Source organism: Geobacillus sp. LEMMY01, assembly GCF_002042905.1.
GTDB lineage: Bacteria > Bacillota > Bacilli > Bacillales > Anoxybacillaceae > Geobacillus > Geobacillus proteiniphilus.
Genome location: NZ_MVKA01000011.1, coordinates 12,676 through 36,483 on the forward strand (window position 1 = coordinate 12,676; position 23,808 = coordinate 36,483).

Genomic DNA, 23,808 nt, shown 5'->3' on the forward strand with positions numbered 1-23,808 from the left:
GTTTAACGTAAAAATTGCGGTTGTTTCTTTTGGAAAAACGCCGCCAGCCCAATCGCCGGCTCTCCCGTCTTAAACGTTGCCGCAAATGACGCCGCTTCGATGCCAAATCCGTCTTCTGGAAGCCCCTCGGCCGCATAGATGGCCCGCTTGGCGAGCCCCATCGCCCGCACTGCCCCTTCCGACAGCTGTTCAGCCAACGCTGCCGCCTCCTCTTCGAGCCGCTCCGGGGACGTGACGCGATGAACGAGGCCGAGTTCGAGCGCTTCTTGCGGGTCCAACCGCTTGGCGAGAAAAATGAGTTCAGTCGCTTTCGCCCGCCCGACAAGACGCGTCAGCCGCTGCGTGCCGCCCGCGCCGGGAATGAGGCCGAGCGAGACTTCTGTCAGGCCGATTTTGCCGCCGCCCATGATGCGGAAATCGCACGCCAGCGCCAGTTCACAGCCGCCGCCAAGCGCGTAGCCGTTGATGGCCGCGATGACCGGCTTCGGCATCGTCGCGAATCGGTCGAAACAGCGCTGCATGCGGGCGCTTTGTTCGGCGATGCCCGCTTCATTGCCGGCAAACTGGGTTCCTCGCTGAATCATGTCCTTTAAATCAGCGCCGGCGAGAAACGTTTTCGGATGGGCCGACGCGATGACGACAACGCGCACCCCACGGTCGACTTCCAATTCATCGGCCGCTTTCTCCAATTCTTCCATTAATCGCTCGCTAATGGCGTTCGCCGGCGGATGGTCGATGACGATCCACGCCACTCCTTTCTTCCGCCGTTCGATGTGCAGCGTTTCATATGGCATTGGGATCCCCTCCTTTCGTTCGATGGAACGGACGACTCCTGGATATTCTCCCGCCGTAAGCGAAGACGCTTCAGCCTCCGATCCGCTCTTTTATACATGCACGCCGTATGGGGCGTACAGCCGCCTTGCAGTGACAAGGCGCTGGATTTGCTGCGTGCCTTCGAAAATATCGAACACTTTCACATCGCGGTACAATTTTTCGACCAAATGTCCGTCAAGGCCGACGGGACCGAGCAGTTCAAGGCACATAGCGCACACATGAAGCGCCATTTTACCGGCGACTGCTTTGCAGACGGCCGCTTCCATCGCATTCGGCTCGCCAATGTCGGCTTTCCACGCCGCTTCCCACGTCAACAGGCGCGCCGCCTCGATCTCTTGCTCGGCTTCGGCCAGCCGCTCGGCCGCCTCGTAATACAGCCGCCCCTGTTTCGGATAGTCGCTCCGGACGATGTCAAGCGTATATTCATAGGCGGCGCGGGCGATGCCGACGGCCATGGCCGCGACGATCGGCCTCGTGCTGTCAAATGTTTTCATCGCCACTTGGAAACCGGACGGTTTATTCGCATTTGCGCTATACAGCTCTTCACTGCCAAGCAAATTTTCATCGGGAACAAAGCAGTCTTCAAACAAGAGCTCTGCCGTCTCATTGGCGCGCAAACCCATCTTATGGACGGTGCGGGTCGCGACAAATCCCGGCGTCCCTTTTTCGACGACAAACGCCCGGTGCCCGGCGCGGCCCAACTTCGGATCAACCGTGGCGAACACGACGACCCAAGAAGCGCGGGCGCCGTTGGTGATGAAAATTTTTTGCCCGTTTAATACATAGCCGCCGTCCACTTTTTTTGCCGTCGTGCGGATGCCGGACGCGTCCGAGCCGGCTTCCGGTTCCGTCAAGGCGTAAGCTCCCCAGCGCGGCTCCTCCTTCGTGAAAATGGACAAAAACCGCCGTTTCTGCTCCGGCGTGCCGCTCGATTGAATCGGCGGCCCGCCAAGGCCAGGGCCGGGAAGGGAAAGGGCGATGCCTGGGCATCCCCACGCGAGCTCCTCGGCGGCGATGACGGCCACGCGGTTGCCTTCGCGCTCTTTTTTCTCTTTCTTTCCTTCCGCATGAGACGGCGGACGCCCTCCGCCAAACGAAGACGCATTCAGCTGGATGCCCATTTTGTTGACTTTTTGCAGCCATTCGTCCGGCACCCGCCCGAGCCGGTCGGCCTCCAGCGCGATCGGGCGCACTTCATGTTTAGCAAACCAATGAACGAGTTCTTTGATTTGTTTTTGCTGCGGTGAGAATTCAAAGGAAATCATGGCGCCACCCTCTCTTTCCGTTTGCCCAGCAGCTGTTCGCCGCGGCGGATGAGCCAGTCCGTTTCCCGGCCGTACAGCATCACTTGCGCTTGGGCGTCGCGCATCCATTTTTCGGCCGGGTATTCTTGCACGTACCCGTGCCCGCCGAGCATTTGCACGGCCTGATCGGTGACATAGCGCAGCGAACGATGAGCCCGCGACAACGCCCTCCAGGCGTAGCCGCCCGCCTGTTCATCCCCTCGGTCAACCGCAGCGGCCGCTTGCCATACAAGCAGTTTCGCCCCGCGGCATTCGAACGCCATCTCTGCGATCGTAAATGACACCCCTTGGAACTTGGCGATCTCTTGTCCGAACGCCTTTCTTCCCGCGGTGTATTCAATGGTGTAATCAAGCGCCGCCTCCATCAAGCCGACTTCCTTCGCCGCTTCGATGACTTGGTTTCGGGCGCGCACGCGGTTGAGCAATGCGTGCGCTTCCGGTCCGCGGGCAACGAGTTGCTCCGGACCGGCGTACACTTCCGCAAACCGAAGGCGAGCAATGCCAGCAGCAAGCAGCCCAAGCCTTATGTCTCCTTCTTCGATCTCCCATACTCGCTCATCAAAGGCGAGCAATACCGTTTCCTCTTCTTCGTCCCTAGCGGCGATGACCGCCCAGTCGGCTTTCGACGCCAAGCGGACTGGAGACGACACCCCGTCCACAATATATCCGCTGCCGCGCCGGCGCACGCGAATCGCTTCCTTCAGCGGTTCTTTTTGTTCCGCTTCGTCGATCCAGGCGACAGTCGGCCATCCGCCTTTCGCCATTTCCCGGTACCGGTGCCACACGCGGTGCTCGGAAGACAGACGAAAGAGGGAAGACGCCTCTTGCGCCCCCGGAAGCCCTTGAATGACGCCTAAATCGCCATAGCTGAGCCCTTGCCAAATGAGCGCTTGCGACAGAAGGGGCAGTTCCAAGCCTCCCCACGATTCCGGGAGCTCGAGCGCCGACAAGCCGAGTTCATCCACCCGGTCACTCAAGTCAGCCGAAACGGTCCGGCGTTTCTCACACTCTCTCGCGGCCGGCCGAATTTTCTCGACGGCAAGGCTGCGGGCGACTTGAAAAAACGCCTGTTCTTCTTCAGTCGGTTGAAACGAAATCACCTTGTCCCTCTCCTTTTCCATTACGATTGGACAGCGGGAATAAACTCGCTGGCCCATTCACGCAGCTTCTTTTTGTCGATTTTGCCGATTATGTTTTTCGGCAGGTAGCCGACCTTTTTCAAAAAGCGCGGGCTTTTGTATTTCGCCACCCGCTTTTGGCAAAACTCAATCAGCTCCTCTTCGGTCACTTGGGCCCCACGCCGGACGACGACATACGCGGCGACTTCTTCCCCCATTTTCGGCGAAGGGACGCCGACAACGCCGGCTTCAAGCACATCCGGATGGGACATAAGCAGTTCCTCGATATCGCGCGGGTAAATGTTGAATCCGCCGCGAATGATGACATCTTTTTTCCGGTCGACGATAAACACGTACCCGTCTTCATCGATGCGCGCCATATCGCCGGTATACAGCCATCCGCCGCGCAACACTTCACGGCTTTCCTCTTCTCTCCCGTAGTACCCGTGGAACACGTTCGGGCCGGAGACGATCAATTCTCCCACTTCATTTGGAGGCAGGCGGTTCCCGTGTTCATCGACGACCGCCACTTGCACCCCGGGAAGCGGCAGCCCTACTGAACCACGCTTGACCGGCTTGGTCGGATCGGTAGCCGTCACAATCGGCGCCGCTTCTGATAATCCGTAGCCTTCTAGGATGAGGCAGCCAAATTTCCGTTCAAATGCTTCGGCCAGCTGCGGCGGCAGCGACGCGGAACCGGACACGCAGGCGATCAAGCTTGACGTGTCATACTGATCCGCCTCCGGGCAATGATACAACGCATGGAACATCGCCGGCACCATCGCCGTATGGGCGACTTGATAGCGCTCGATCGCTTCGAGCACTTTCTTCGGCTCAAAATACGGCAAAAGCACAACTTGTTCACCGAGCAAAAGCGCGACGTTCATCATGGTAAAGCCAAAGGCGTGGGAAAACGGCAGCACCCCGAGCGACACCCGTTTGGTGTGGACCGGCAGCCGCTTCGCGATTTCGGCCGCGTGTTCCGCATTGCTGCATAAGTTTCGGTGCGTGAGCAACACGCCTTTTGGTTTGCCCGTCGTTCCCGATGTGTAAAACAGCGCCGCTGTTTCCTCCTCGCCAACTGGCACCGAAAAGGCAGAGCCGTCCGTCCGTTTCATGGTGTGAAACAGCGAATGGGGAGAATCCGCCTCATCCAACGTGAACAATTGCGGAGATGACAAAAGCCCTTCCGCCGCTTCTTTCACCTTGGAGATGAGCCATTCGGTCGTCAGCACGGCTTTTGGCTGGCAATCAAGCAAGATGTGGCGCAATTCGTGCGCCTGCAATAGCGGCAGCACCGGCACGACAACCGCTCCCGCCTTGACAACGGCGCTGAACGCCCAAATCACCTCGGGACCGTTCGGCATCGTCACAACAACCCTGTCGCCTGACCGCACCCCCCGCTCGACTAACACACGGGCCAGACGCGATGACCATTCGTCGCAATCAATGTTCGTGTATTCTTTTCCCTCGAACAACAACAACGGATATGGGCCGTACTCCTCGATATTCCTTTTCCAAATATCTGTCAAATGCATCGTTCTCTCTCTCCTAATCCAGTTTGTCGGAAGACGGCAAACGCTGGTCTCTCCTCCGTTTGCCGCCTCCTTTAAGCCGCCTACGCTTGCTTCGCGCTGTTATAGGCAGCCAACACTTCTTGAAGGCGGAGCGCCAACCCCATATCCCCGTCAATCCGCAGCCGGCCGCTCATAAACGCCTCCGTTCCGTTCAATTCCCCTTCCGCCATTTTTTTGAAATCCTCGCTATCCAAACTTAACGTGCAATCGGACGGCTCTTGTTCCCCCTCGACGACAAATCCGGTGTCCGGCCGGAGCACCACTTGGTAGACACCGGCTTCAGCACCGCTTAAATTGAATTGGTATACGGCGACAATCCCTTCCGCTCTGGAAATGTCTTCTTTCAATTGTCGATCGATGAGCTCAAATACTTCTTTTACACTCGGCATGATTGTACCTCCTGACTATTTAGAACTATCAGAATTTTTATTGTACATCTTTACTATAAAACGCTTCCAAACAGCCATCCATCCCGACCATTCTCGGAATTTCCCCCCGCATTATGGCTGCACCCCCCGACATTTCTCTCCCCTAGCGACGGGTTTGCAACGCGCGAAGCAAATCTTGCTCCCCGATCAGCTCCAAATACCGCCAATAGAGGGGAAAGGCGGGGACGATGCGCGGCACGAGCTGCAACGCCTTCATTTTCGACCCTTTCGCTTTCATTTTCCCTGTCAGAAGGGCGAACGGCAGCTGAATGTTTCCCCCCCAAAATTGATGAGCGACATCCCCGCTCGTTTCAATGCGAATATCGGGGCGCGCGATTTCTTCGCCAAGAAGGACAGTATATTTCTCTGTCTCCTTCGTCCGTTTTGCGTCAATGCTGATCATTGCCTCCGGTTGAGTGATGGCAAACACAACAGCGATGCCGGAGCGGCTGATATCGGTTCCAATCCGGTTGATTTGCGTCAATTCGTCTCCATGTTCTTGATAGGACGGATGGCTCCCCCACCATGAGCGCAACTCCTCCCATGTCCGCTCGCGCGCCGGGATCATCATAAATTCGCCGATGACGCGGTACAAATGGTTCGCATCGTGGAAAACCGGCACGGTCATTCCCCCTTTTTCGATCGGTCTTTTCATTCCTTACACTAAAAGAAAACACCCCCGTTCACCATTCCGAATTTTGACGGGGCAGGACTGCGAACGCGATGGCTCGTACAGAAATTGAAGGGAGCTGGAAAGAGCGTAAAGGAACGACATCGGGCTGCATTCACGGCAGGCCATCAATGGCCGGTGATTGAACAGAAAATGTAGTTCAGCCATCAGATGGCTCAAATAAGGCTGCCTTTCTCTTCACAAAAGAACATTCAATCTAGAAATGGTTGTTTTTCAACAGCCTTATCGGTCTGGTTCCTTGCCAACCGCGGGTAGGGTTGCGTAAACAAGTGCTTCATCTCCTCTTTTTAACGTTCATTCCAACCGGAGCGAAAGTGGGGAGGAATCGATCGATTTTGTTTTTTGAAATGATCTACGCAACCACGGGCAAGTGGGGAAGGAGGATCAAGAGGCAGAAAAAAGCAACCTCCTTCCATATTCTTATTTTTTGGAACATGAAAAAAAGGTTGCTTTAGCAAGTTTTCGTTCATTTTGCGTTAAGTTTTCGTTTGCAAATGCCCAAAAACCCTTACAAATTCGCCAGCCGCATGACGTCGCGGGCGATCATCAACTCTTCATTGGTCGGGATGACGAGCACTTTGACCGGCGAGTGCGGGTAGCTGATGAACGCTTCTTTGCCGCGCACTTTGTTTAGAATAGGATCCCAGTAAACTCCCATAAACTCGAGGCCGCGCAGCACTTTAGCCCGCACGACTTCGCTGTTTTCGCCGATGCCGGCGGTGAAGATGATGGCATCGACCCCGCACATGCGCGCCGCATACGAGCCGATGTATTTATGAATGCGATTCGCAAACACTTCAAGCGCGAGTTCCGCGCGCTCATTTCCTTCGGCGGCCGCTTTTTCCAAGTCGCGCAAATCGCTCGAGATGCCGGACAGGCCGAGCATACCGCTCTTTTTGTTCAGCACTTCAATCACTTCATCGGCGGTCATTCCCGTTTTTTCCATAATGTACGGAATGAGCGCTGGGTCAATGTTGCCGGAGCGCGTTCCCATCGCCACGCCGGCTAATGGCGTAAAGCCCATGGACGTGTCGATCGACTTGCCGCCTTCAACCGCCGCGATGCTCGCCCCGTTGCCTAAATGGCACGAGATGAGGCGCAGCTGTTCGATCGGCCGGCCGAGAAGCTCCGCCGCCCGCTGGGTGACGTATTTGTGCGACGTGCCGTGGAAGCCGTACTTGCGGATGCCGAATTTCGTGTAATACTCATATGGCAAGCTGTATAAAAACGACTGTTCCGGCATCGTCTGGTGGAACGCCGTGTCAAACACCGCCACGGCCGGCACGTCCGGCAGCACTTCCTGAAACGCCCGAATGCCGACGAGGTTGGCCGGGTTATGGAGCGGGGCGAGCTCGGACACTTCTTCAATTTGCTTGATGACGTCCTCGGTGATGAGCACCGAATCACTGAACTTCTCCCCGCCGTGGACGACGCGGTGCCCGATGCCGTCAATTTCGTCAAACGAACGGATAATGCCGTAGCGAATGAGCTTATCAAGCAGCATTTTGACGGCCGCGGCATGATCCGGAATCGCCGTCACTTCTTGATGTTTTTCGCCATTTACGACAATGGTGAAAATCGCGTCGTCAAAGCCGATCCGTTCGACGACCCCTTTGGTCAACACCGTTTCTGCCGGCATCTCAAACAGCTGGAATTTCAACGAGGAACTTCCCGCATTAATGGCTAGCACTTTCGCCATCGAAAACACAGCTCCTTTTTGCCAAAATCCGCTCGCGCTTACCGTTAGTGTGCGCGATCGGGCGCCGTTTCACTATGCCTTTTTCATTGTATGCCTCCCGTTTTCGTGTTTCAAGCGCGGCTTTGTTTCGCAACCGGTTGCAAAAAAATGTTTTTATCTTGTGAAAATACAAACGGCCTCCGGAAAAGCGAAGGCCGTCAGCTCTCTTTTTCCGCGGCGATCCACGCGTTGATTTTCGCCATCATCGCCTGCATCGCCGATTTGTTGGAGAATCGCGGCAGCTCAACAAGCAGCACGTGTTTCGGCTTTTTGACATTCGGTCCTTTCTTTTGCAAAATAAACACACTTTTCGCCGCCTGATCGTTTTTAAACATCGACAGCGGCAACTGCAAGACTCCTTGGACGATGGCCGACTCCTTTAAAAATTCGTTCAGCTGCCCCGCCTGCGGGCTCGAGAACAACGTATTCGGGATGAGGAAAAACAAGTAGCCGCCCTCTTTCGTATAGCGCAAGCTTTGCTCGATGAACAAATGATGGGCATACGACCGTCCTTCCTTCGCTTTTAAGGCGAAGCGGGCGGCATTATCGTCATCGGGATAATAGCCGACCGGCAAGTCGCAGACGACGACATCAACCGGCTCGACAAACAGCGGCCTTAGGCTGTCTTGATTAAACAGCTGCACCGGATGCTTTTGCAAGTTCGCGTTGACGTACGCCAATTTGACAAGCAGATCGTCGACATCGCTGCCGTAGCTGTTCGCCTGTTTTCCCCGAAGGCCGTTTAACACCGCCGTCAATAAATTCGCCGTGCCGACGGCCGGGTCGAAGATCGTCAGCGCCAAACGCGAGCGCGTAAACTCGCGAACTAAATACGCCAAAAACAAACTGACCGCATCCGGGGTCATTTGATGATGCGGCTGGACATGTTTGCGCATCCCTTTTAACACCGCAAGCTGAAACGCCTTGCGGATTTCTTCGTTTTGAAACCGTTCCAGCATCAGTTCGCGATACTGCTTTTTCAACCGTTTCGCGTTCAGTTCGCTCACTTCGCTTTGCAGCACGTCGCCGTGGAACAAATTTTCCCCCGTCTCCGCGACGGCCTCCAAATACGTGCATTGCAATTCTTCTTGCAAAATCTGGGCCGTTTCATCCAAAACCGTAAACATTCGTTCGACTGGCGTCATCATGTCAGGCCTTCCCTCCTTTCTAGCCGCGCCCCTGCTCCTTATTGTACGCCCGCTTGGCTTCACAGGCAAGAAAGGGCGGCAGAAAAGAAACGACCCCGAACGAGTCGGGGCCGCTCTCCATTCTTTCGCATATGACAAGTGAAGCAACCTGCTGCTCTTCGTTATTTCGCCGCTTTCGCCGCTTCAATCGCCGCTTCGTAGTTCGGATGGTTCGTCACTTCCGGCACGTATTCGACATACGTCACCGTGTCATTGCTGTCGATGACAAACACGGCGCGAGCAAGCAGGCGCAGTTCTTTGATCAAGACGCCGTATGCTTGTCCGAACGAGACATCGCGATGGTCGGACAACACTTGAACGTTCTCAATGCCGGCGGCGCCGCACCACCGCTTTTGCGCAAACGGCAAATCGACGCTGATCGTCAACACTTTCACATTGTCGAGCTTCGCCGCTTCCTCGTTAAACCGGCGCGTTTGCGCGTCGCAAACCCCAGTGTCGAGCGACGGAACGACGCTGATCAGGCGGACGTGCCCTTTCGTATCCGCGAGCGTCACTTCCTGCAAGTTTTGATCAAGCACGGTGAAATCCGGCGCTTTGTCGCCGACTTTCACTTCGTTGCCGACGAGCGTGACCGGATTGCCTTTAAACGTCACATTGGCCATGGGTTCTCTCCCCCTTTAGAAGAAATATGTACTTATTTCCATACTGAATCTCCCAACGACTAAAGTCGTGGGGTTCTCGCGTACTAAAGGGTTTCTCGTACACCTGCGTGCAGAACTCACCCTTATTCCGCAAGACTTTCATGAGCAAACACCTCAATGGTGCTTCACGCCCTGTGCGTCCGATTCAAGACGCTTTAAGAAAAGTATATCACTTTTGACTGCGTCAAAGCAATCGGTTCATCCCATGGAGTCAGTCAAGACTTTGTGGAGAACATTTTTTCGGTTCACTACGGGTGTTGTCAATCACTAGTTAGCGAACCATTTTCAGGAATTGATATCGTAAGCGCTTTCGGACTCTCATCCCTCATCTTGAGGTGATGATATTGTATTCCATTTTTTTACACCCAACCAAAATCCCGAAGCGCCGACAACGCTCGATGGATCGGCGTCCCGGATGACCGCTGCAGACACGGTAGATTCTGACGCACCACATCTGCCCACAACCGTCCTGCCTTCCGTTTGGCCTGTTCAACCCGCTTGGACTTCGTCGAGGCCGAGGCTGCCGTTCGGGTCTCTTCTTCCTCCACCAACTGCCCATTTCTCCGCCAAATCCCGTCGATTCGGGCTGCCATCGCCCTCAGAAACGCCCGAAGCCCTTGGTCTTTCCAGCTGCGGCGGGATTTCACCCGATGCGCAAACCGGCTCATCACGCTCTCGGCGTGGCCCATCGGACGCATGCCGGTCGTCTCCACCCCTTGCTCCGACAGCCACTCCCGATAGTCCCGGATGCATCCCGGCATCGACTCGATCCGACGGATCATGGCAGCCATCTGCTTCTCTTTCGCTTCGTCCTCCAACGTGCCGACCGCGCTGTTCAGCTCCACCAGAAGCCCCTCTTCGTCTTGTTTCGCCAGCTTCTTCCGCACCTCCCGCCAACGCGGATGGCCGGACAGACACTGACGCAGCTCCCGCGCCACATGAAATCGATCCAGCTGAAAGCACGCCCGCTTCCCAAAATACTCCCGGCAGGCCGTGATCCACGACGCCGCGTCGCCGTTGATGATCAAAAGGTCCCGGCACGGATCATAGGCATATTCGTTCATCAGCCACTCTTCAAACCGTTCCCACACGTCTCCCGCCCCTTCATGGAGGTAGTGGCGCCGGTTCACGAGCTCGAGCTGCGAACCGTTTCGTTTCCATCCCTCGTGAATCGCCAGGATTTTCTCTTCTTTCGCCCGTTTCCCTTTCCCCTGGCGGGAAATGAACAGCCCATCCGCCTCCACAAACAGCACTCGGCCGTGCCGTTGGGAAACAGGGTGGTGCAGCGAGACAGGGGCCTCCAGCACCAGTTGGCGAATCGCCTCGTGGCTTAGGACCGCATACCCCACGATCGACTCCAACGTACGGGCTGCTTTGCGGTAGGAAGAGCACTCTACGGCCAACTCGACCGCCGTTTCCTCGAGGCAAGGGCTGATCGACTGCGCTCCATCAAAGCCCAGTTCGGCATCCAGCAAGAAGGTATACGCCCCCGCCTGCCGATCATAGTAGTAGTTCCGTCGAAACGTCACTTCTCCAAACAGCGTTTGGATCGTGGTCGGCCGTTTGTCTTTCAGCTGATACCGGCGCTTGTCCCGCGCTTCCGCCAGTTGTTGATCGATCTCCTCCAAAAGGGCCGCCAACAAGACAGCGAACACCTTTTGAAGAGTTCTGACTAATTGTTCCTCCAGCTCTTTTAATAAAGGCCATTCTGTGGTAAGATGTTTCATGGACTCTCTCCCTCCTGTTTTATGGATGTTGGTCATCACCATCATAGCAGGGAGAGAGTCCTTTTTGCATGACATTTGCTTTTTTCTACCGCGCTTCGCTTGGTGGCCCCGACGAGCGTCGCGAACAAAAGTTCGCAACCCTCGTCGGGGATCATTTCGGAATGTCACCCACAAATATTTTACTCACACWTTCSSATGWCTARAGWTTGCGCCAACKGAYWGMMRAAAACGCCGGWYGCCAACGGTMYSGCTRAATGTCAAAGTCATCKRCYTTTWSGYCTGCGGCGMSKTSWTTCWYKTYTTYCTKCWGCMTCGCCTGMATCTTCTCAAACGCCTGCGGCGCGACATCGAGAATTTTTTCGTATAAGTGCGTGCTTTCATCCAAATGGAGCAGCTTCACCCCGGACGAGTTGACGACGAGAAACGCAATCGGCGTAATCGAGACGCCGCCGCCGCTGCCGCCGCCAAACGGATGTCCGTTCCCTTGGGCCTGCCCGTTCCCGCCGGCTTGCGCCCCTTGGTGGCCATTTTGTTGGCCGTCAAGCATAAACTCGCTGCCGCCGGCGGCAAAGCCAAACCCGACTTTCGACACAGTCAAAATGACGCTGCCGTCAGGCGTCTCCACCGGGTCGCCGATAATCGTATTGACGTCGATCATTTGTTTTAAGTTTTCCATCGCTGTTGTCATCAGCCCTTGAATCGGATGGTTCGTCATCGTCATTCCTCCTAGTAGCCTTCATTTGCCTGCTTGGCTGCCAATGGGTTTCGCTTTGGCAGCCGCCGTCCGCGCCAATGTTTGACCACTCGCAATCCTGCTACCATAGCATGCCCGATTCGAAACTGAATCATACATAAAAACACCGTTTCCGAAGCGGCCCGATCGTAGGCCGGAACGATGGCGACAGCCGGAGTTGTTTTCATGTTCATATAGCGGCTCGCAGCGCCGATGATCATGTATTTCAGCGACCAGCCAAGCCCCACGAGCAGGCCGGTCGATGCTGCGTCGCCGGTGCCAATCGTCGTCTTCCATTCCCATTTCATAATCGTCACGTGACGGTAAAACTGTTTCATAATTTCGTGCAAGTCGACGACTTGCTCGAGAAACCTCTTCAGCTGCCGAAACAGGTCGGCGATTTTTTTTAGGGTCAATTTCCCTTTCTTTTCCTCTTTCCCGCGCGTTCCCTCCACTCCTTTTTTCTGGAGAAACGCCACCCCCGGCGCATCCGGATCCATGTCCAGCTTGATGAGCGGGACGCGAACGGTGTAGCGGAGGAGGCCAAACAGCGTGCGCACCACGATTTTGCATTCATCGTCGTCTTTCATATGGCGAAACACGACCGTCACCGATACTTTCATCCAGGCGACGAGAAGAAGCAAAAGAACGACCGTTGCGATGACCGCGATGACTGCTTTCAATGTCCGCCCTCCCTTTCTTGACCAACCGAACACCGCCAAAGGTAAAATTTGGGCAAATCAAGGGCGGCTTTCCTATTGCCTTCTTTTTTGTCCCCGTCGCCCTTGACGACCCTTTCGCACCTTTGGCAGGTGTTGGTCAAGGGCGAATCCGGCTTTGAGCACGCCCCACGATGCTCAATGGGATGGCCTGTGTGGGTTTTTCATAGAACTTTTGACGCTACCCATCATACATTGTCGCCATCTGGAAAAAAAATAAACCTGCCGTTTCGGCAGGCGGACATTGGTTGACGGTCCGTTCTTGATGCGGGCGGATTGTTACTCGCGGACGACGATCGTATCCGCGAACTGGTCATGCATCCCTTTTTTCTTTTCGGAAAACGCAACAAACAAAAAACCGATGAACAGCAATTTTTTCGCGATGAATTTGCCGACGACTTCGCGAAACAGCACGGTGAGCCAGGTGAGCGGCTCGCCGCGCTCATCGACCACTTTTAAGCCGAACACCATTTTGCCAAGCGTCTGCCCAAACGCTTTCGTCATCAACACGAAATAGGCGTAAAAGACGACGGCGGCCGCGACCGCCGCTGGCGCGAACAAATGGTCCCGCTCAAGCGGCCAATCGAACAGGCGAAAAAGCGGCCAAACGATGAGCCGGTTGAGGCTCGAGACAACAATGACATCAAGGCAATACGCCCAAAAACGAAGCCAAAAGCCGCCGTAGCAGAGGGGGCGCTCTGCCGGCGGGAGATGATCCGCCAGCGGCGCCGTTGCTTGCATGTCCGTCATGTTTCCACTCCTTTATTCGGCGTATAAATACATAAGCCGCGGCGAGGATGGGCGCGACAACAGGCGGATGAGCCCGGCCGCCTCGCTGTCCGGCTTCATCCGGTTCGACACCATCTCAAAGAGAGAGCTCCACGGCGCATCGTTCACGTATTTTACGACTTGAGCGCCGGTTAAATGATGCTCTTTTTTGAGCGCAGCGATCGCGTCATCCAAGTAGCCGAACTCGTCGACAAGGCGGAGCGCCTTCGCCTGTCGCCCGTCATAAATGCGGCCGTCCGCCAGCTTGCGCACCGTGTCTTCCGGCAGCTTTCTCCCTTTGGCTACCACATCAACAAACGCATCATACGAATCATTGATCAGCCGCTGCAAAATCTCCCGTTCCGCTTCGGTCATTTTGCGCGCCGGATTCATGATGTCTTTGTACGGCCCGCTTTTGATCGTGACAAGCTCCACGCCGTACTTCTTTGCCAGCCCTTCATAGTTGACGCTTTGCATGATGACGCCGATGGAGCCGGTGATCGTCTCCGGGCTGGCGAAAATTTTATCGCCGGCCGCAGCGATATAGTAACCGCCCGAGGCGGCCATGGCCCCCATCGATACGTAAATCGGCTTGTTCGTCTTCTTTTTCAGCTTCATCAGCTGATCGTAAATTTCCGCGCTTTCCGCGACACCGCCTCCCGGCGAATTGATGCGCAAGATGATCGCTTTGACGTCTTGATCCTCTTTCGCCTGTTTGATCATTTGCAAAAACGTTTGGTGGTTGTACTGTGATGAGGAAAGAAACGACTCCGCTTCCCCCGCATCTTGAATAACTCCGTTCACTTCCAACACGGCGATTTTTTTCAACGGGTCACCCTCGGCGATGACTTCTTCGCTAAATGGCGACTCCATGAGCGCCAGCCAGCTTTCCGACCAGCCGCCGGCCTTGTCGGACAAAAGAACGCCAACCGCTTGAACAAGCACCGAGATCACAAACAAGGCGGCGGCGATGGCCAACGCGGTCCATCGTTTTCGATTCATCGTCTTCCCCCCCCTGCATCGGCTGCCCATATTTTTAGAATCCTGGCAAACGTGGTACAATATTCATTGTACATCGATTGATTAGATGATGCCATTGGGAGGACGCAAAAAATGGATATGGAACGCAACCGTCTTTATTTTTTTTATAAGCGCGACGACGAGCTCATCGAACGGGTGAAGCCGCTCATTGAGCTGGCGGAGCGCGGTCCGTTTGTTGTCGTCGACGACTATCGGGAAGCGAACATCATCGTCAGCATCGGGGATGACGGCGCGTTTTTGCAGGCGGTCCGGCAGACGGGATTTCTTCCTGACCGTTTGTACGTCGGCGTGTCCGTCTTGCCGGCGCGCGGGTTTTACTGCGATTTCCATATTGACGACATCGATCATATGGTGGAAGCGGCGAAAAATTGGAAACTCGAAGTGCGGCGCTACCCGGTCATCGAAGTGACGATCGACGGCGCGGCTTCGTTTTTCTGCTTAAACGAATGTTCGATCCGCTCGCAAATCATTAAAACGATGGCGATCGACGTTTTCATCGACGACTTGCATTTCGAGACGTTCCGCGGCGACGGCATCATCGTGTCGACGCCGACCGGCAGCACCGGCTACAATAAATCGGTGCACGGGGCGGTCGTCGATCCGCTCTTGCCGTGCTTTCAAGTGAGCGAACTCGCCTCGCTCAACAGCAACCGCTATCGGACGCTCGGCTCGCCGTTCATTTTGAGCGGCTCGCGGACGTTGACGCTGAAAATGTCAGAGGAAACGAGCCATTTTCCGATCATCGGCCTCGACAATGAAGCGCTGAGCATCCAGCATATTGAGCGGATTGACATTCGTTTAAGCGACCGGGTGGTCAAAACGGTGCGCTTGAAAGACAATTCGTTCTGGGATAAAGTGAAACGCGTCTTTTTGTGAAGCGTGTGTCTGTTCTCCCGGCGAAACACCGAATCTAAAATGGCGAATCCGTTCGACGCGCATGCGGCAAGAGGGTGTCTCGTTGCTTTTGAGACACCCTCTTGTTTGGTCGCCGCGCGGACATCGCTCCGCTTCTGGCAGCCGCCAGCTCAACCGGCTCTTTCTGCTTACGACGACCGGCCGGCAAGGCGGGCTTCCCGCTCGCGCAGCTCGACGCGGCGGATTTTTCCGGACGCCGTTTTCGGCAAATCGTCGACAAACTCGATTTTGCGCGGGTATTTGTACGGCGCCGTCAACTGTTTCACATGTTCTTGCAGGGCCGGAATCAGAGACGGATCGTCTTTGTCGACCCCGTCGCGCAATACGACAAACGCTTTGACGACATGGCCGCGCACTTCATCCGGACTGGCGACGACGGCGCACTCTTTGACGGCTGGGTGCTTGACAAGCGCGTCTTCGACTTCAAACGGGCCGATCGTATAGCCGGCGCTGATGATGATGTCATCCCCGCGGCCTTCAAACCAGAAATAGCCGTCTTCGTCTTTGCGCGCTTTGTCTCCCGTAATGTAGTAGTCGCCGCGGAACTGCATCGCTGTCCGCTCCGGATCTTTGTAATAATACTTAAACAGCGCCGGCGTTTCGATATGGACGGCGATGTCGCCGACTTGTCCGGGCGGGCACGGCTCGCCGTTTTCATCGATAATTTCGACGCGGTTGCCTGGCGTCGGTTTCCCCATCGAACCCGGCTTGATGGGCATTCCTTTCATGACGCCGACAAGCAGCGTGTTTTCCGTCTGCCCGTAGCCGTCGCGCACTTCGACGCCGAAATGCTTGGCAAACGTGTCGATCACTTCGCGGTTGAGCGGCTCGCCGGCGGACACGGCGCTGTGCAAATGGGATAGGTTATAGCGGCCGATGTCCGGCACTTTCGCCATCAAACGATACTCGGTCGGCGTGCAGCAAAGCACATTGATGTTGTATTTTTCCAATAGATGCAAATATGTTTCCGGTTCAAAGCGGCCGTAGTAGACGAACCCGGTCGCCCCCGAACCGAGCACCGATAAAAACGGACTCCAAATCCATTTTTGCCACCCTGGTCCGGCCGTCGCCCAAACGAGGTCGCCATCTTCAATGCACAGCCAGTTTTTCGCCGCGGTGCGCAAATGGGCGTACGCCCAGCCATGGCAATGGACGACTCCTTTCGGATTGCCGGTTGTGCCGGACGTGTAAGACAAAAACGCCATATCATCGCGCGAGGTGTCCGCCGCCTCGAGCGTTTCGCTCTCCTTCGCCATGGCGTCTTCAAGCGGAATCCATCCGTCTCGGGGTTCCCCGATGACGAACTTCGTCAAACGGTCGATGCCGTCAATCGGCGCAAATTCGTCCGTATACGGCGCATAAGCGACAACAGCTTTCGCTTCGCTATGGACGAGCCGATATTGCAAATCTTTCGTCCGCAGCATCTCCGAGCTTGGGATGACGACAAGCCCGGCTTTGAGCGCCCCTACGTACACTTCGTATGTTTCAATGAGGCGCGGCATCATGACGAGCACTTTATCGCCTTTTTCGAGCCCATGCGATAAGAAAGCGTTTCCAATTTGGTTGGCGCGCGCCATCAAGCGGCCGTATGTAATCTCTTTCGTTTCGCCTTGCTCGCTCTCCCATTTCAACGCGATCCGGTCCGGGTCGGCGGCCGCATGCCGTTCCATTTCCGATGTTAAATTGTAGCGCTCGGGAGCAATCAAGTCTTCCCGCCTCATCGTTCCTCTCCCCCTCTGTCTTGTTTCGCCGCGGTCGGCATCTCTATTATACAAAATAGTCGTTCTATTTTGAATACCGTTTTTCCCATGTCAACTACTCCCACTTAGCTAACGCTTGAAGTGGGGGCTTGCAACTCCCCAGAAGTGCGAACGGGCATCAATCTCCTTCCTTGACTTGGGGTTGCATCAGGGGCAGGTTGACGACTACCCAACGACGCAGGTCATGCCTGCATCATTGCCGAACGATTCGGCGCGTCTGTTGGCGGTGCTTGACTTCCACGCACAACAGACAGATGTACGTTCGATGTTTTACGGTTGCAACGTTTCCTGCAACCAACTCCCTACATCGAGCAACGTAATTTGGAGTGCCTTGATTCAACGGTTTTCTCCATGCCTTTATTCTATCATACACAAAAGAAAGGAGGAAGGGCGATTCCTCCCCCACTTACTCCCTTTGGTCGTTGAAGTGGGGGTCTCCTCGCCAAAGATGATGAAAGCGGCGGGGAATGCCCCCGCCGCGTAAGCCAGCCGTATGAAATTAGAATTGGCGTGCGCCGCCCAATTGTTGCTGCGCCATGGCTACGAGACGTTTCGTAATCTCGCCGCCGACCGAACCGTTGGCGCGCGAAGTCGTGTCAGCACCTAAGTTCACGCCAAATTCTTGAGCGATCTCATATTTCATTTGCTCCAGCGCTTGTTGCGCACCCGGAACAAGCAGTTGATTGGTTTTGTTTCGTGCCATCTGTTTTCACCTCCTTGTACCTATAGAATGTGTGAAAACAGATGGCGATATGCAGCGATGCTTTTGGTAAATTTTGAGATTCAAAACAGCTCGGCAAACTCATCGCCCTGCCCTGTTTCTTCATCAATGACGAGCGTTTCTGTGTCATTGACTGCCTTTTCCAGAAGCGGAGCGAGGTCGAGCTGGCTCTCATAATGGAACACTTTTTCTTTTTTCGGCTTCGTTTTCGGCGCTCTTGGCGTAAAAATGGTGCAACAGTCTTCATACGGAAGAATGGAAATATCATGTGTGCCGATTTGCTTCGCCAGCTCGATAATTTCAAGTTTATCCATCGAAACAAGCGGGCGCAAAATCGGGGTGTTGGTCACCTCATTGATCACGTACATGCTTTCTAGCGTCTGGCTCGCGACTTGGCCGAGGCTTTCGCCTGTGACAATCGCCAACGCCCGCTGGCGGCGGCGCAGCGCGTCGGTGATCTTCAGCATCGCCCGCCGAGTGGAAATGAGCGAGTACTCGTTCGGAACGCCTTGGTAAATGGCTTGCTGCACTTCCGTAAACGGCACGATGTGAAGCTTGATTCTCCCGCCGTATGTCGTCAACTTGCGCACGAGGTCAATCACTTTTTGCTTCGCCCGTTCGCTTGTAAACGGCGGGCTGAAAAAGTGGACGGCCTCGATTTCCAAGCCGCGCTTCATCGCCAAATAACCAGCAACCGGGCTGTCAATGCCGCCGGAGAGCATGAGCATCGCCTTGCCGCTCGTTCCGACCGGCAGGCCGCCGGCGCCGAAAATGTCGCGGCACGTGACATATGTCCCGTCTTGGCGCACTTCAATGCGCACGTCAATATCCGGCTCACGCACGTTGACCCTAAGTCCGTCCGTCTGCCGCAAAATATGCGCCCCCACCTCGTAGTTCAGCTCGTCGCTTCGATACGGAAACTGCTTATCGACGCGGCGGGCGCTCACTTTAAACGTTTTTCCTTTGTATGGGAGCTGGCGGACGGCGGCGAGCGCCGTTTCCTTAATGGCGTCCAGATCGTTTTCGCACTTCATCGCCAGGCTGAACGAATGAATGCCAAAAACGGTTTTCAGCTTTTCGATGATCGGTTCATGCGGCTCGCCGTTTAATAAAATGTACATTCGGTCGCGCATATATTCAATCTGAATCCGCTCGAACGCCTGCAGTTTGCGGGCAATGTTGTTTTTAAGACGCCGGACGAAGATGTTCCGGTTTTTTCCTTTCGTCGTCATTTCTCCGTAGCGGATCAAAATGCGGTCATAGTTCATCATCTTATTCCGTTACCTCGCTTAATGTTTTGATCGCCTGTTTGATCGCCGCCACCGCCGGCGCGATTTCTTCCTGGCTATTGTCAAACGACAAGCTGATGCGAATGCCGCGCTCGGCGCGGCCCTCGCCGAGCCCCATGGCCAAAAGCGTCTTGCTCGGCGCCTTCTTTTTCGATGAACAGGCCGACGTCGTCGAAACGTAGATTCCGCTTTTTTCTAGTTCGTGAACAAACACTTCCGGCTTCACGCCGCGCTTTAACGAAAAGTTGATGATATGAGGAGCGGCGCCATCGCGCGGCGTGTTGATCTCGATGTCTGGAATCGCAGAGAGCGCTTCAAGCCACTCGTCTTTCAATGCTTGAAGCCGGCCGATGTCCCGCTCGTAGCGCTCGAGCGCCAAGCGAAGCGCCTTCGCCATCGCGACGATGGCGGCGACATTTTCCGTTCCGGACCGAAGCTGCCGCTCCTGCCCGCCGCCGGCAATCAACGGCGCCAAGCGGACGCCTTCACGGACGTAAAGCAAGCCGGCGCCGCGCAATCCGTGAAATTTATGCGCCGATATCGTGCATAAATCGACGCCGGCTTGCTTCAAGTCGAGCGGCACTTTGCTGATCCCTTGCACCCGATCGACGTGAAACAATGTTTTCGGATAGCGGGCCAAGAGGGCGCCGATTTCTTCGATCGGCTGCACCGTGCCAACTTCGTTATTGACGTGCATGACCGACACGAGAATCGTATCGTCGCGCAGCGCGCGTTCCACTTGCTCAACCGATACCCTTCCTTCGCGGTCGACCGGCAAGTACGTCACCTCAAAACCAAGCTCCTCAAGCTGGCGGCACGGTTCGGCGACAGACGGATGCTCGATTTCCGTCGTAATGATATGCCGGCCGCGCCGCTGATATTGCCAGGCGACCCCTTTGATGGCGAAATTGTTCGCCTCCGTTCCGCCGGAGGTAAAAACGATTTCGTTCGGCTTAACGCGCAGCATGGCGGCGATTTGTTCACGCGCCTGCGCCAAAAGCCGCTCCGCCTTCATGCCCAGCCCATGGAGCGACGACGGATTGGCAAAATAGTTCGTTGCGACGGCGACGAACGAATCGACCACCTCGGGAAATGGTTTGGTCGTCGCACTGTTGTCAAGATAAATCATCGCTTCCATCCTCCGCTCATTGTCGGCAAAATATCGCTGTCCATCGTCCATCTTAACCAAAACAGGCGCCAATCGGCAACGAAAACACACAGTCATTTACATTATTCACCAAAAAACCGATAAATATCGGTGAAAGCCGACATTTATCGGGTGGTTTATCACTGCTCCCGGCTGTTATCCTCCTGCCATAATTTCTGCACACGGTCAAACGCGCCCGGCTCGACTTCTTCAACGGCCGCCACCGCCTGCCGGAGCGCCTCCTCATAATCATAATGGCGAAATAAAAATTCGGCTTCTTCCAGCCCTTTGCGGACCGCTGGATAGCGGCGGCGGTAGCGGTTGCCGTATTGAATCGTCCGCTCCGCCAGCGTCGCCTGTTCGATCATTTCCACCGTCCGCTCATACAGCCGTTCCACAGCCGCTTTCGCCTCCTCCAACGCTTGGTCGACCGCCGGCATGTCAAGCGGCTTTTCTTCAAGACGCGCGGCAACGGCTTGCAAGCTGCGTCTCGCTTCCGCCAATTCAAGCGCATACGGTTCAGGCAGCCCCGGCAGCCGGCTTTTTTGCACAAGGCGGAGCGCCTCGGCCAATGTTTTTCGCATGCCGTCAAGCTTTTCGCGGGCGATCAATTCGTCTTTGCGCAGCGTCTGCAGCATCGTTCGAAACTGTTCATGCTCTTCCTTCATGAGGTCGATTTGGGACACAAGCTGCTCAAGCTCCTCTTTCAGGAGCGAATACGCTGTTTTCGCCTCGGCAACGCGGCCTTGAATGAGAAAAAACCGCTTTTGCAACTGGTGCAGCTGCTTTTCGATGCTCCGGTACTTTTCGAGGTCGCTTGGCGCCAAATGGTAGCTTTGCTGGACGAACAGCGCCTCGGCCTCGGTTTCCTTCGCCTCGGCGGCGAGCTCCTGAAGCATGCTGCCAATGCGCGGCATTTCCGTTTGCACATATTGATGCGCGAGCACTTCGTTTTCGAGCAAATCGTAGAGCGCGTCGATCTCTTCTTTCAGCTCAGCGACAATCTGCTTCGCTTCTTCGATGCGCAGCTCATGGATCATGGCCAGACATTGCTCGATTTTTTCCCGCTTTTCCTGAAGCGTGCGCTCCATGTGCAAATGGTCAAGGATGTATCCGCGCTCTTCCATCTCTCGATAGCCATCAGCCAACTCAGCGAGCTGAGCTGGCAACGACGTTTGGCATTCGCCAAGCAGTTTAGGAATTTCTTCCATCATAGCTGTGAGCCGGCCGAGCTCTTCCTTCAGCGTCAGAACCACATCGCGCGCCGCCAAATAGTTGCCGGCTTCCGTCAATTCGGCAAACCGCTGAAACTGCTTTTCCGCTTCCGTTAAACGGACGTCAAGCAAGTCGGCAGCCGAACCGAACGTATAACGGTAAGCAAGCAACGCCTTTTTCGCTTCCCGGTGAGCCGCACGCAGCTCCTCGATCTCCGCCCGGCTTTGTTCCTCGCTGCCGATCAACTCATTCACTTCATGAATGATTTCATGCACTTCTTCCTCAAGACGACGCAATCCGTCGGCGATCTGCCCAAGCAGCCGGCGCGCCTGCCGGTAGCGGTATTTGTCGAGCAGCCGCTCCGCGTCAAACAGCTGTTCTTCCACATTCGGCAGCTTGACGGCTACAATGTCGTCCCATTGCTGGCGCCATCGTTCAAACAGCTGCTCCGTCTCCCCTGTCATATTCAGCTGTTTCACTTTCGCCAGCTCATCCGGCACCGGCCTGTTCATCAAGTTGATTTTCCATTCCTCGAGCCGATCGATTTCCCGGTACATCCGCTTCCGGTACACATGATTATATATGATTGCCCCCGCTCCGAGGAGCAGAACGATCCATGCCATTCCCATCCGCTGATGCCCTCCTTGCACTCAAGCTACTTCTATCGAACAAACGAAAATAGCGGAGAAGGCAGAAATATATGTTTTTCAATGTTTTTATGATACCATGTTAACGACATTTTTTGACCAAAATTTTTATTTTTTTTACAGGATTTTTGCTATGATACATAAGGGAGAAAGGAGGAAAATCGATCATGCGCGACGGGCATATTCATACGCCGTTTTGTCCGCATGGAAGCCAAGATCCGCTTGAGGCCTATGTAGAGCGCGCGATCGAACTGGGCTATACCGACATTTCCTTTACGGAGCATGCCCCGCTTCCTGAGCGGTTTATCGATCCGACGCCCAACCAAGACTGTTCGATGGAGCTGGGCCAGCTTGAGCGCTATTTGCACGCCGTCACTGAGGTGAAAGCCCGCTACCGAAACGACATTGCCATCCGTGTCGGGCTCGAAGTCGATTTTATTCCTGGCTTTGAGGAAGAAACAACCCGCCTGCTCGACGAGGTCGGCCCGTTGCTTGACGACAGCATTTTATCGGTTCACTTTTTGGCCCACGAGGGGCAATATGTATGCCTTGATTACAGCGAAGATATGTTCGCCGACATCGTCCGCCTGTTCGGATCGGTCGAACGCGTCCACCGCGCCTACTACGAAACGGTGCGGCAATCGATCCGCACGGAGCTTGGCCGCTACAAACCGAAACGCATCGGCCATATGACCCTTGTGCGCAAGTTCCAACGCCGTTTCCCATGCTCGGAACCAATGGATGAGTGGATTGTTGCCATTCTCGATGACATCAAGCAGTTCGGCTATGAATTGGACTACAACGGCGCCGGCGCCGCCAAACCGCTCTGCCTTGAGCCGTATCCGCCGGGCGGCGTGATCGCCGAGGCGCGGCGGCGGGGCATCCCGATCGTCTATGGATCCGACGCCCATCGCGCCGCCGACTTGCACCAAGGACGGGACAGGATGGACCGTGAGGCGCTTTCGGTTGACAACCGCCCGCAGCCGTCATAAAATAGGCGAATCAGCCATTTCCCTGCTTGCATCCTGCTGGATGTTGAGGCCAGAGTCCTGCTCCAACCATGATGAAAAAGGAGGCTAGTTCTATGTTTCGTCCCATGGCTTACAACGGAACACGCGAAGAAAATTACGCGCTCGTCATCGAACAGCTGAAATCGCTCATTTCCGGGGAACCCAACTTCATCGCCAACTTGGCGAACGCAGCCGCCTTGCTCAACCAGTTTTTCACCGACATCAACTGGGTCGGTTTTTATCTCGCAGACGGCGAGGAGCTTGTGCTTGGCCCGTTCCAAGGCTTGCCGGCATGCGTACGCATTCCGTTCGGCAAGGGGGTGTGCGGCACGGCGGCCGCCAAACGGCGGACGGTGGTCGTTCCTGACGTTCACCAATTCCCGGGCCATATCGCCTGCGATGCGGCGTCTCAATCGGAAATCGTCGTGCCGCTCATCAAAGACGGCCGCGTCATCGGCGTTCTTGACATCGACAGCCCGGTGAAAAACCGCTTCGATGACATCGACCGCCGCTACTTGGAGCAGTTTGCCAGCGTGCTCATTTCCGCCTGACGAAAAAAGCGCACCAAGCGCGAAGA

The 23,808-nt window shown here is 55.3% G+C and carries 21 protein-coding genes and 1 pseudogene; 3 read left to right on the forward strand and 19 right to left on the reverse strand.

Translation table 11 applies throughout. From position 1 onward, the window contains the following. Positions 1 to 2 precede the first annotated feature (2 nt). From B1A75_RS07090 to sppA, 14 genes and pseudogenes are all read right to left on the reverse strand, one after another. Positions 3 to 794, reverse strand: a complete 792-nt coding sequence (locus tag B1A75_RS07090) for an enoyl-CoA hydratase/isomerase family protein (protein WP_079935978.1) — start codon at positions 792 to 794, stop codon at positions 3 to 5. A gap of 90 nt (positions 795 to 884) precedes the next feature. Next, a complete protein-coding gene (locus B1A75_RS07095; RefSeq protein WP_079935979.1) occupies positions 885 to 2,099 on the reverse strand; it encodes an acyl-CoA dehydrogenase family protein in 1,215 nt (404 codons plus the stop codon). Then, positions 2,096 to 3,238: an acyl-CoA dehydrogenase family protein gene (locus B1A75_RS07100; protein ID WP_079935980.1), complete on the reverse strand. Its 1,143-nt coding sequence runs from the start codon at positions 3,236 to 3,238 to the stop codon at positions 2,096 to 2,098. The genes B1A75_RS07095 and B1A75_RS07100 overlap by 4 nt, the downstream gene beginning before the upstream one ends. A gap of 20 nt (positions 3,239 to 3,258) precedes the next feature. Then, positions 3,259 to 4,794 (reverse strand): long-chain-fatty-acid--CoA ligase, encoded by a 1,536-nt coding sequence (locus B1A75_RS07105; protein WP_079935981.1) that lies wholly within the window; start codon positions 4,792 to 4,794, stop codon positions 3,259 to 3,261. Between the two features lie 80 nt (positions 4,795 to 4,874). Continuing rightward, the gene (locus B1A75_RS07110) at positions 4,875 to 5,222 is read right to left on the reverse strand and encodes an SCP2 sterol-binding domain-containing protein (protein WP_079935982.1); all 348 of its coding nucleotides are present in this window, start codon (positions 5,220 to 5,222) and stop codon (positions 4,875 to 4,877) included. Between the two features lie 142 nt (positions 5,223 to 5,364). After that, positions 5,365 to 5,889: a hypothetical protein gene (locus B1A75_RS07115; RefSeq protein WP_307898762.1), complete on the reverse strand. Its 525-nt coding sequence runs from the start codon at positions 5,887 to 5,889 to the stop codon at positions 5,365 to 5,367. Positions 5,890 to 6,460: 571 nt separating this feature from the next. Next, complete coding sequence (locus B1A75_RS07120; protein ID WP_011232259.1) at positions 6,461 to 7,651, reverse strand: acetate kinase; 1,191 nt, start codon at positions 7,649 to 7,651, stop codon at positions 6,461 to 6,463. A 197-nt stretch (positions 7,652 to 7,848) separates the two neighbouring features. After that, complete coding sequence (locus tag B1A75_RS07125; RefSeq protein WP_079935984.1) at positions 7,849 to 8,838, reverse strand: class I SAM-dependent methyltransferase; 990 nt, start codon at positions 8,836 to 8,838, stop codon at positions 7,849 to 7,851. A 161-nt stretch (positions 8,839 to 8,999) separates the two neighbouring features. Next, positions 9,000 to 9,500, reverse strand: a complete 501-nt coding sequence (gene tpx, locus B1A75_RS07130) for a thiol peroxidase (protein WP_074043389.1) — start codon at positions 9,498 to 9,500, stop codon at positions 9,000 to 9,002. Between the two features lie 398 nt (positions 9,501 to 9,898). Further along, positions 9,899 to 11,266, reverse strand: coding sequence for an ISLre2-like element ISGsp3 family transposase (locus B1A75_RS07135; RefSeq protein WP_079935985.1), 1,368 nt, complete (start codon positions 11,264 to 11,266; stop codon positions 9,899 to 9,901). Between the two features lie 199 nt (positions 11,267 to 11,465). Next, positions 11,466 to 11,981: pseudogene (ytfJ, locus tag B1A75_RS07140) on the reverse strand (GerW family sporulation protein). Between the two features lie 11 nt (positions 11,982 to 11,992). Further along, the gene (locus tag B1A75_RS07145) at positions 11,993 to 12,682 is read right to left on the reverse strand and encodes a DUF2953 domain-containing protein (protein ID WP_074043390.1); all 690 of its coding nucleotides are present in this window, start codon (positions 12,680 to 12,682) and stop codon (positions 11,993 to 11,995) included. Between the two features lie 315 nt (positions 12,683 to 12,997). Next, the gene (locus B1A75_RS07150) at positions 12,998 to 13,468 is read right to left on the reverse strand and encodes an RDD family protein (RefSeq protein ID WP_074043391.1); all 471 of its coding nucleotides are present in this window, start codon (positions 13,466 to 13,468) and stop codon (positions 12,998 to 13,000) included. A 12-nt stretch (positions 13,469 to 13,480) separates the two neighbouring features. Next, positions 13,481 to 14,488, reverse strand: a complete 1,008-nt coding sequence (sppA, locus tag B1A75_RS07155) for a signal peptide peptidase SppA (protein WP_053413909.1) — start codon at positions 14,486 to 14,488, stop codon at positions 13,481 to 13,483. Positions 14,489 to 14,599: 111 nt separating this feature from the next. Here sppA and B1A75_RS07160 point away from each other — a divergent pair, with 111 nt between their 5' ends. Then, positions 14,600 to 15,403: an NAD kinase gene (locus B1A75_RS07160; RefSeq protein ID WP_074043392.1), complete on the forward strand. Its 804-nt coding sequence runs from the start codon at positions 14,600 to 14,602 to the stop codon at positions 15,401 to 15,403. Between the two features lie 167 nt (positions 15,404 to 15,570). Here the strand turns inward: B1A75_RS07160 and mbcS are convergent, their stop codons facing one another. From mbcS to ezrA, 5 genes are all read right to left on the reverse strand, one after another. After that, positions 15,571 to 17,163, reverse strand: a complete 1,593-nt coding sequence (gene mbcS / locus B1A75_RS07165; RefSeq protein ID WP_074043393.1) for an acyl-CoA synthetase MbcS — start codon at positions 17,161 to 17,163, stop codon at positions 15,571 to 15,573. A gap of 538 nt (positions 17,164 to 17,701) precedes the next feature. Further along, positions 17,702 to 17,905, reverse strand: a complete 204-nt coding sequence (locus B1A75_RS07175; RefSeq protein ID WP_074043394.1) for an alpha/beta-type small acid-soluble spore protein — start codon at positions 17,903 to 17,905, stop codon at positions 17,702 to 17,704. 80 nt (positions 17,906 to 17,985) lie between these two features. Beyond that, positions 17,986 to 19,191, reverse strand: a complete 1,206-nt coding sequence (gene thiI / locus B1A75_RS07180) for a tRNA uracil 4-sulfurtransferase ThiI (protein WP_074043400.1) — start codon at positions 19,189 to 19,191, stop codon at positions 17,986 to 17,988. A gap of 4 nt (positions 19,192 to 19,195) precedes the next feature. Continuing rightward, positions 19,196 to 20,341, reverse strand: a complete 1,146-nt coding sequence (locus B1A75_RS07185; RefSeq protein ID WP_033026000.1) for a cysteine desulfurase family protein — start codon at positions 20,339 to 20,341, stop codon at positions 19,196 to 19,198. A gap of 158 nt (positions 20,342 to 20,499) precedes the next feature. Continuing rightward, positions 20,500 to 22,203, reverse strand: coding sequence for a septation ring formation regulator EzrA (ezrA, locus tag B1A75_RS07190; protein ID WP_079935986.1), 1,704 nt, complete (start codon positions 22,201 to 22,203; stop codon positions 20,500 to 20,502). Between the two features lie 185 nt (positions 22,204 to 22,388). Between ezrA and hisJ the strand changes: the two genes are divergently transcribed. Together hisJ and B1A75_RS07200 are read left to right on the forward strand one after the other, a co-directional pair. Next, positions 22,389 to 23,213, forward strand: a complete 825-nt coding sequence (gene hisJ, locus B1A75_RS07195; RefSeq protein WP_033025987.1) for a histidinol-phosphatase HisJ — start codon at positions 22,389 to 22,391, stop codon at positions 23,211 to 23,213. 92 nt (positions 23,214 to 23,305) lie between these two features. Continuing rightward, on the forward strand, positions 23,306 to 23,782 hold the full coding sequence (locus B1A75_RS07200; RefSeq protein WP_033025989.1) for a GAF domain-containing protein: 477 nt from the start codon (positions 23,306 to 23,308) through the stop codon (positions 23,780 to 23,782). Positions 23,783 to 23,808 lie beyond the last annotated feature (26 nt).

What these genes read in the sequence shown, in the direction of transcription:
- B1A75_RS07090 (WP_079935978.1), bottom strand. Translation starts at nt 794, where the DNA reads ATGCCATATGAAACGCTGCACATCGAACGGCGGAAGAAAGGAGTGGCG.
- B1A75_RS07095 (WP_079935979.1), bottom strand. Translation starts at nt 2,099, where the DNA reads ATGATTTCCTTTGAATTCTCACCGCAGCAAAAACAAATCAAAGAACTC.
- B1A75_RS07105 (WP_079935981.1), bottom strand. Translation starts at nt 4,794, where the DNA reads ATGCATTTGACAGATATTTGGAAAAGGAATATCGAGGAGTACGGCCCA.
- B1A75_RS07110 (WP_079935982.1), bottom strand. Translation starts at nt 5,222, where the DNA reads ATGCCGAGTGTAAAAGAAGTATTTGAGCTCATCGATCGACAATTGAAA.
- B1A75_RS07115 (WP_307898762.1), bottom strand. Translation starts at nt 5,889, where the DNA reads ATGACCGTGCCGGTTTTCCACGATGCGAACCATTTGTACCGCGTCATC.
- B1A75_RS07120 (WP_011232259.1), bottom strand. Translation starts at nt 7,651, where the DNA reads ATGGCGAAAGTGCTAGCCATTAATGCGGGAAGTTCCTCGTTGAAATTC.
- B1A75_RS07125 (WP_079935984.1), bottom strand. Translation starts at nt 8,838, where the DNA reads ATGATGACGCCAGTCGAACGAATGTTTACGGTTTTGGATGAAACGGCC.
- tpx (WP_074043389.1), bottom strand. Translation starts at nt 9,500, where the DNA reads ATGGCCAATGTGACGTTTAAAGGCAATCCGGTCACGCTCGTCGGCAAC.
- B1A75_RS07135 (WP_079935985.1), bottom strand. Translation starts at nt 11,266, where the DNA reads ATGAAACATCTTACCACAGAATGGCCTTTATTAAAAGAGCTGGAGGAA.
- B1A75_RS07150 (WP_074043391.1), bottom strand. Translation starts at nt 13,468, where the DNA reads ATGACGGACATGCAAGCAACGGCGCCGCTGGCGGATCATCTCCCGCCG.
- sppA (WP_053413909.1), bottom strand. Translation starts at nt 14,488, where the DNA reads ATGAATCGAAAACGATGGACCGCGTTGGCCATCGCCGCCGCCTTGTTT.
- B1A75_RS07160 (WP_074043392.1), top strand. Translation starts at nt 14,600, where the DNA reads ATGGATATGGAACGCAACCGTCTTTATTTTTTTTATAAGCGCGACGAC.
- mbcS (WP_074043393.1), bottom strand. Translation starts at nt 17,163, where the DNA reads ATGAGGCGGGAAGACTTGATTGCTCCCGAGCGCTACAATTTAACATCG.
- B1A75_RS07175 (WP_074043394.1), bottom strand. Translation starts at nt 17,905, where the DNA reads ATGGCACGAAACAAAACCAATCAACTGCTTGTTCCGGGTGCGCAACAA.
- thiI (WP_074043400.1), bottom strand. Translation starts at nt 19,191, where the DNA reads ATGAACTATGACCGCATTTTGATCCGCTACGGAGAAATGACGACGAAA.
- B1A75_RS07185 (WP_033026000.1), bottom strand. Translation starts at nt 20,341, where the DNA reads ATGATTTATCTTGACAACAGTGCGACGACCAAACCATTTCCCGAGGTG.
- ezrA (WP_079935986.1), bottom strand. Translation starts at nt 22,203, where the DNA reads ATGGGAATGGCATGGATCGTTCTGCTCCTCGGAGCGGGGGCAATCATA.
- hisJ (WP_033025987.1), top strand. Translation starts at nt 22,389, where the DNA reads ATGCGCGACGGGCATATTCATACGCCGTTTTGTCCGCATGGAAGCCAA.
- B1A75_RS07200 (WP_033025989.1), top strand. Translation starts at nt 23,306, where the DNA reads ATGTTTCGTCCCATGGCTTACAACGGAACACGCGAAGAAAATTACGCG.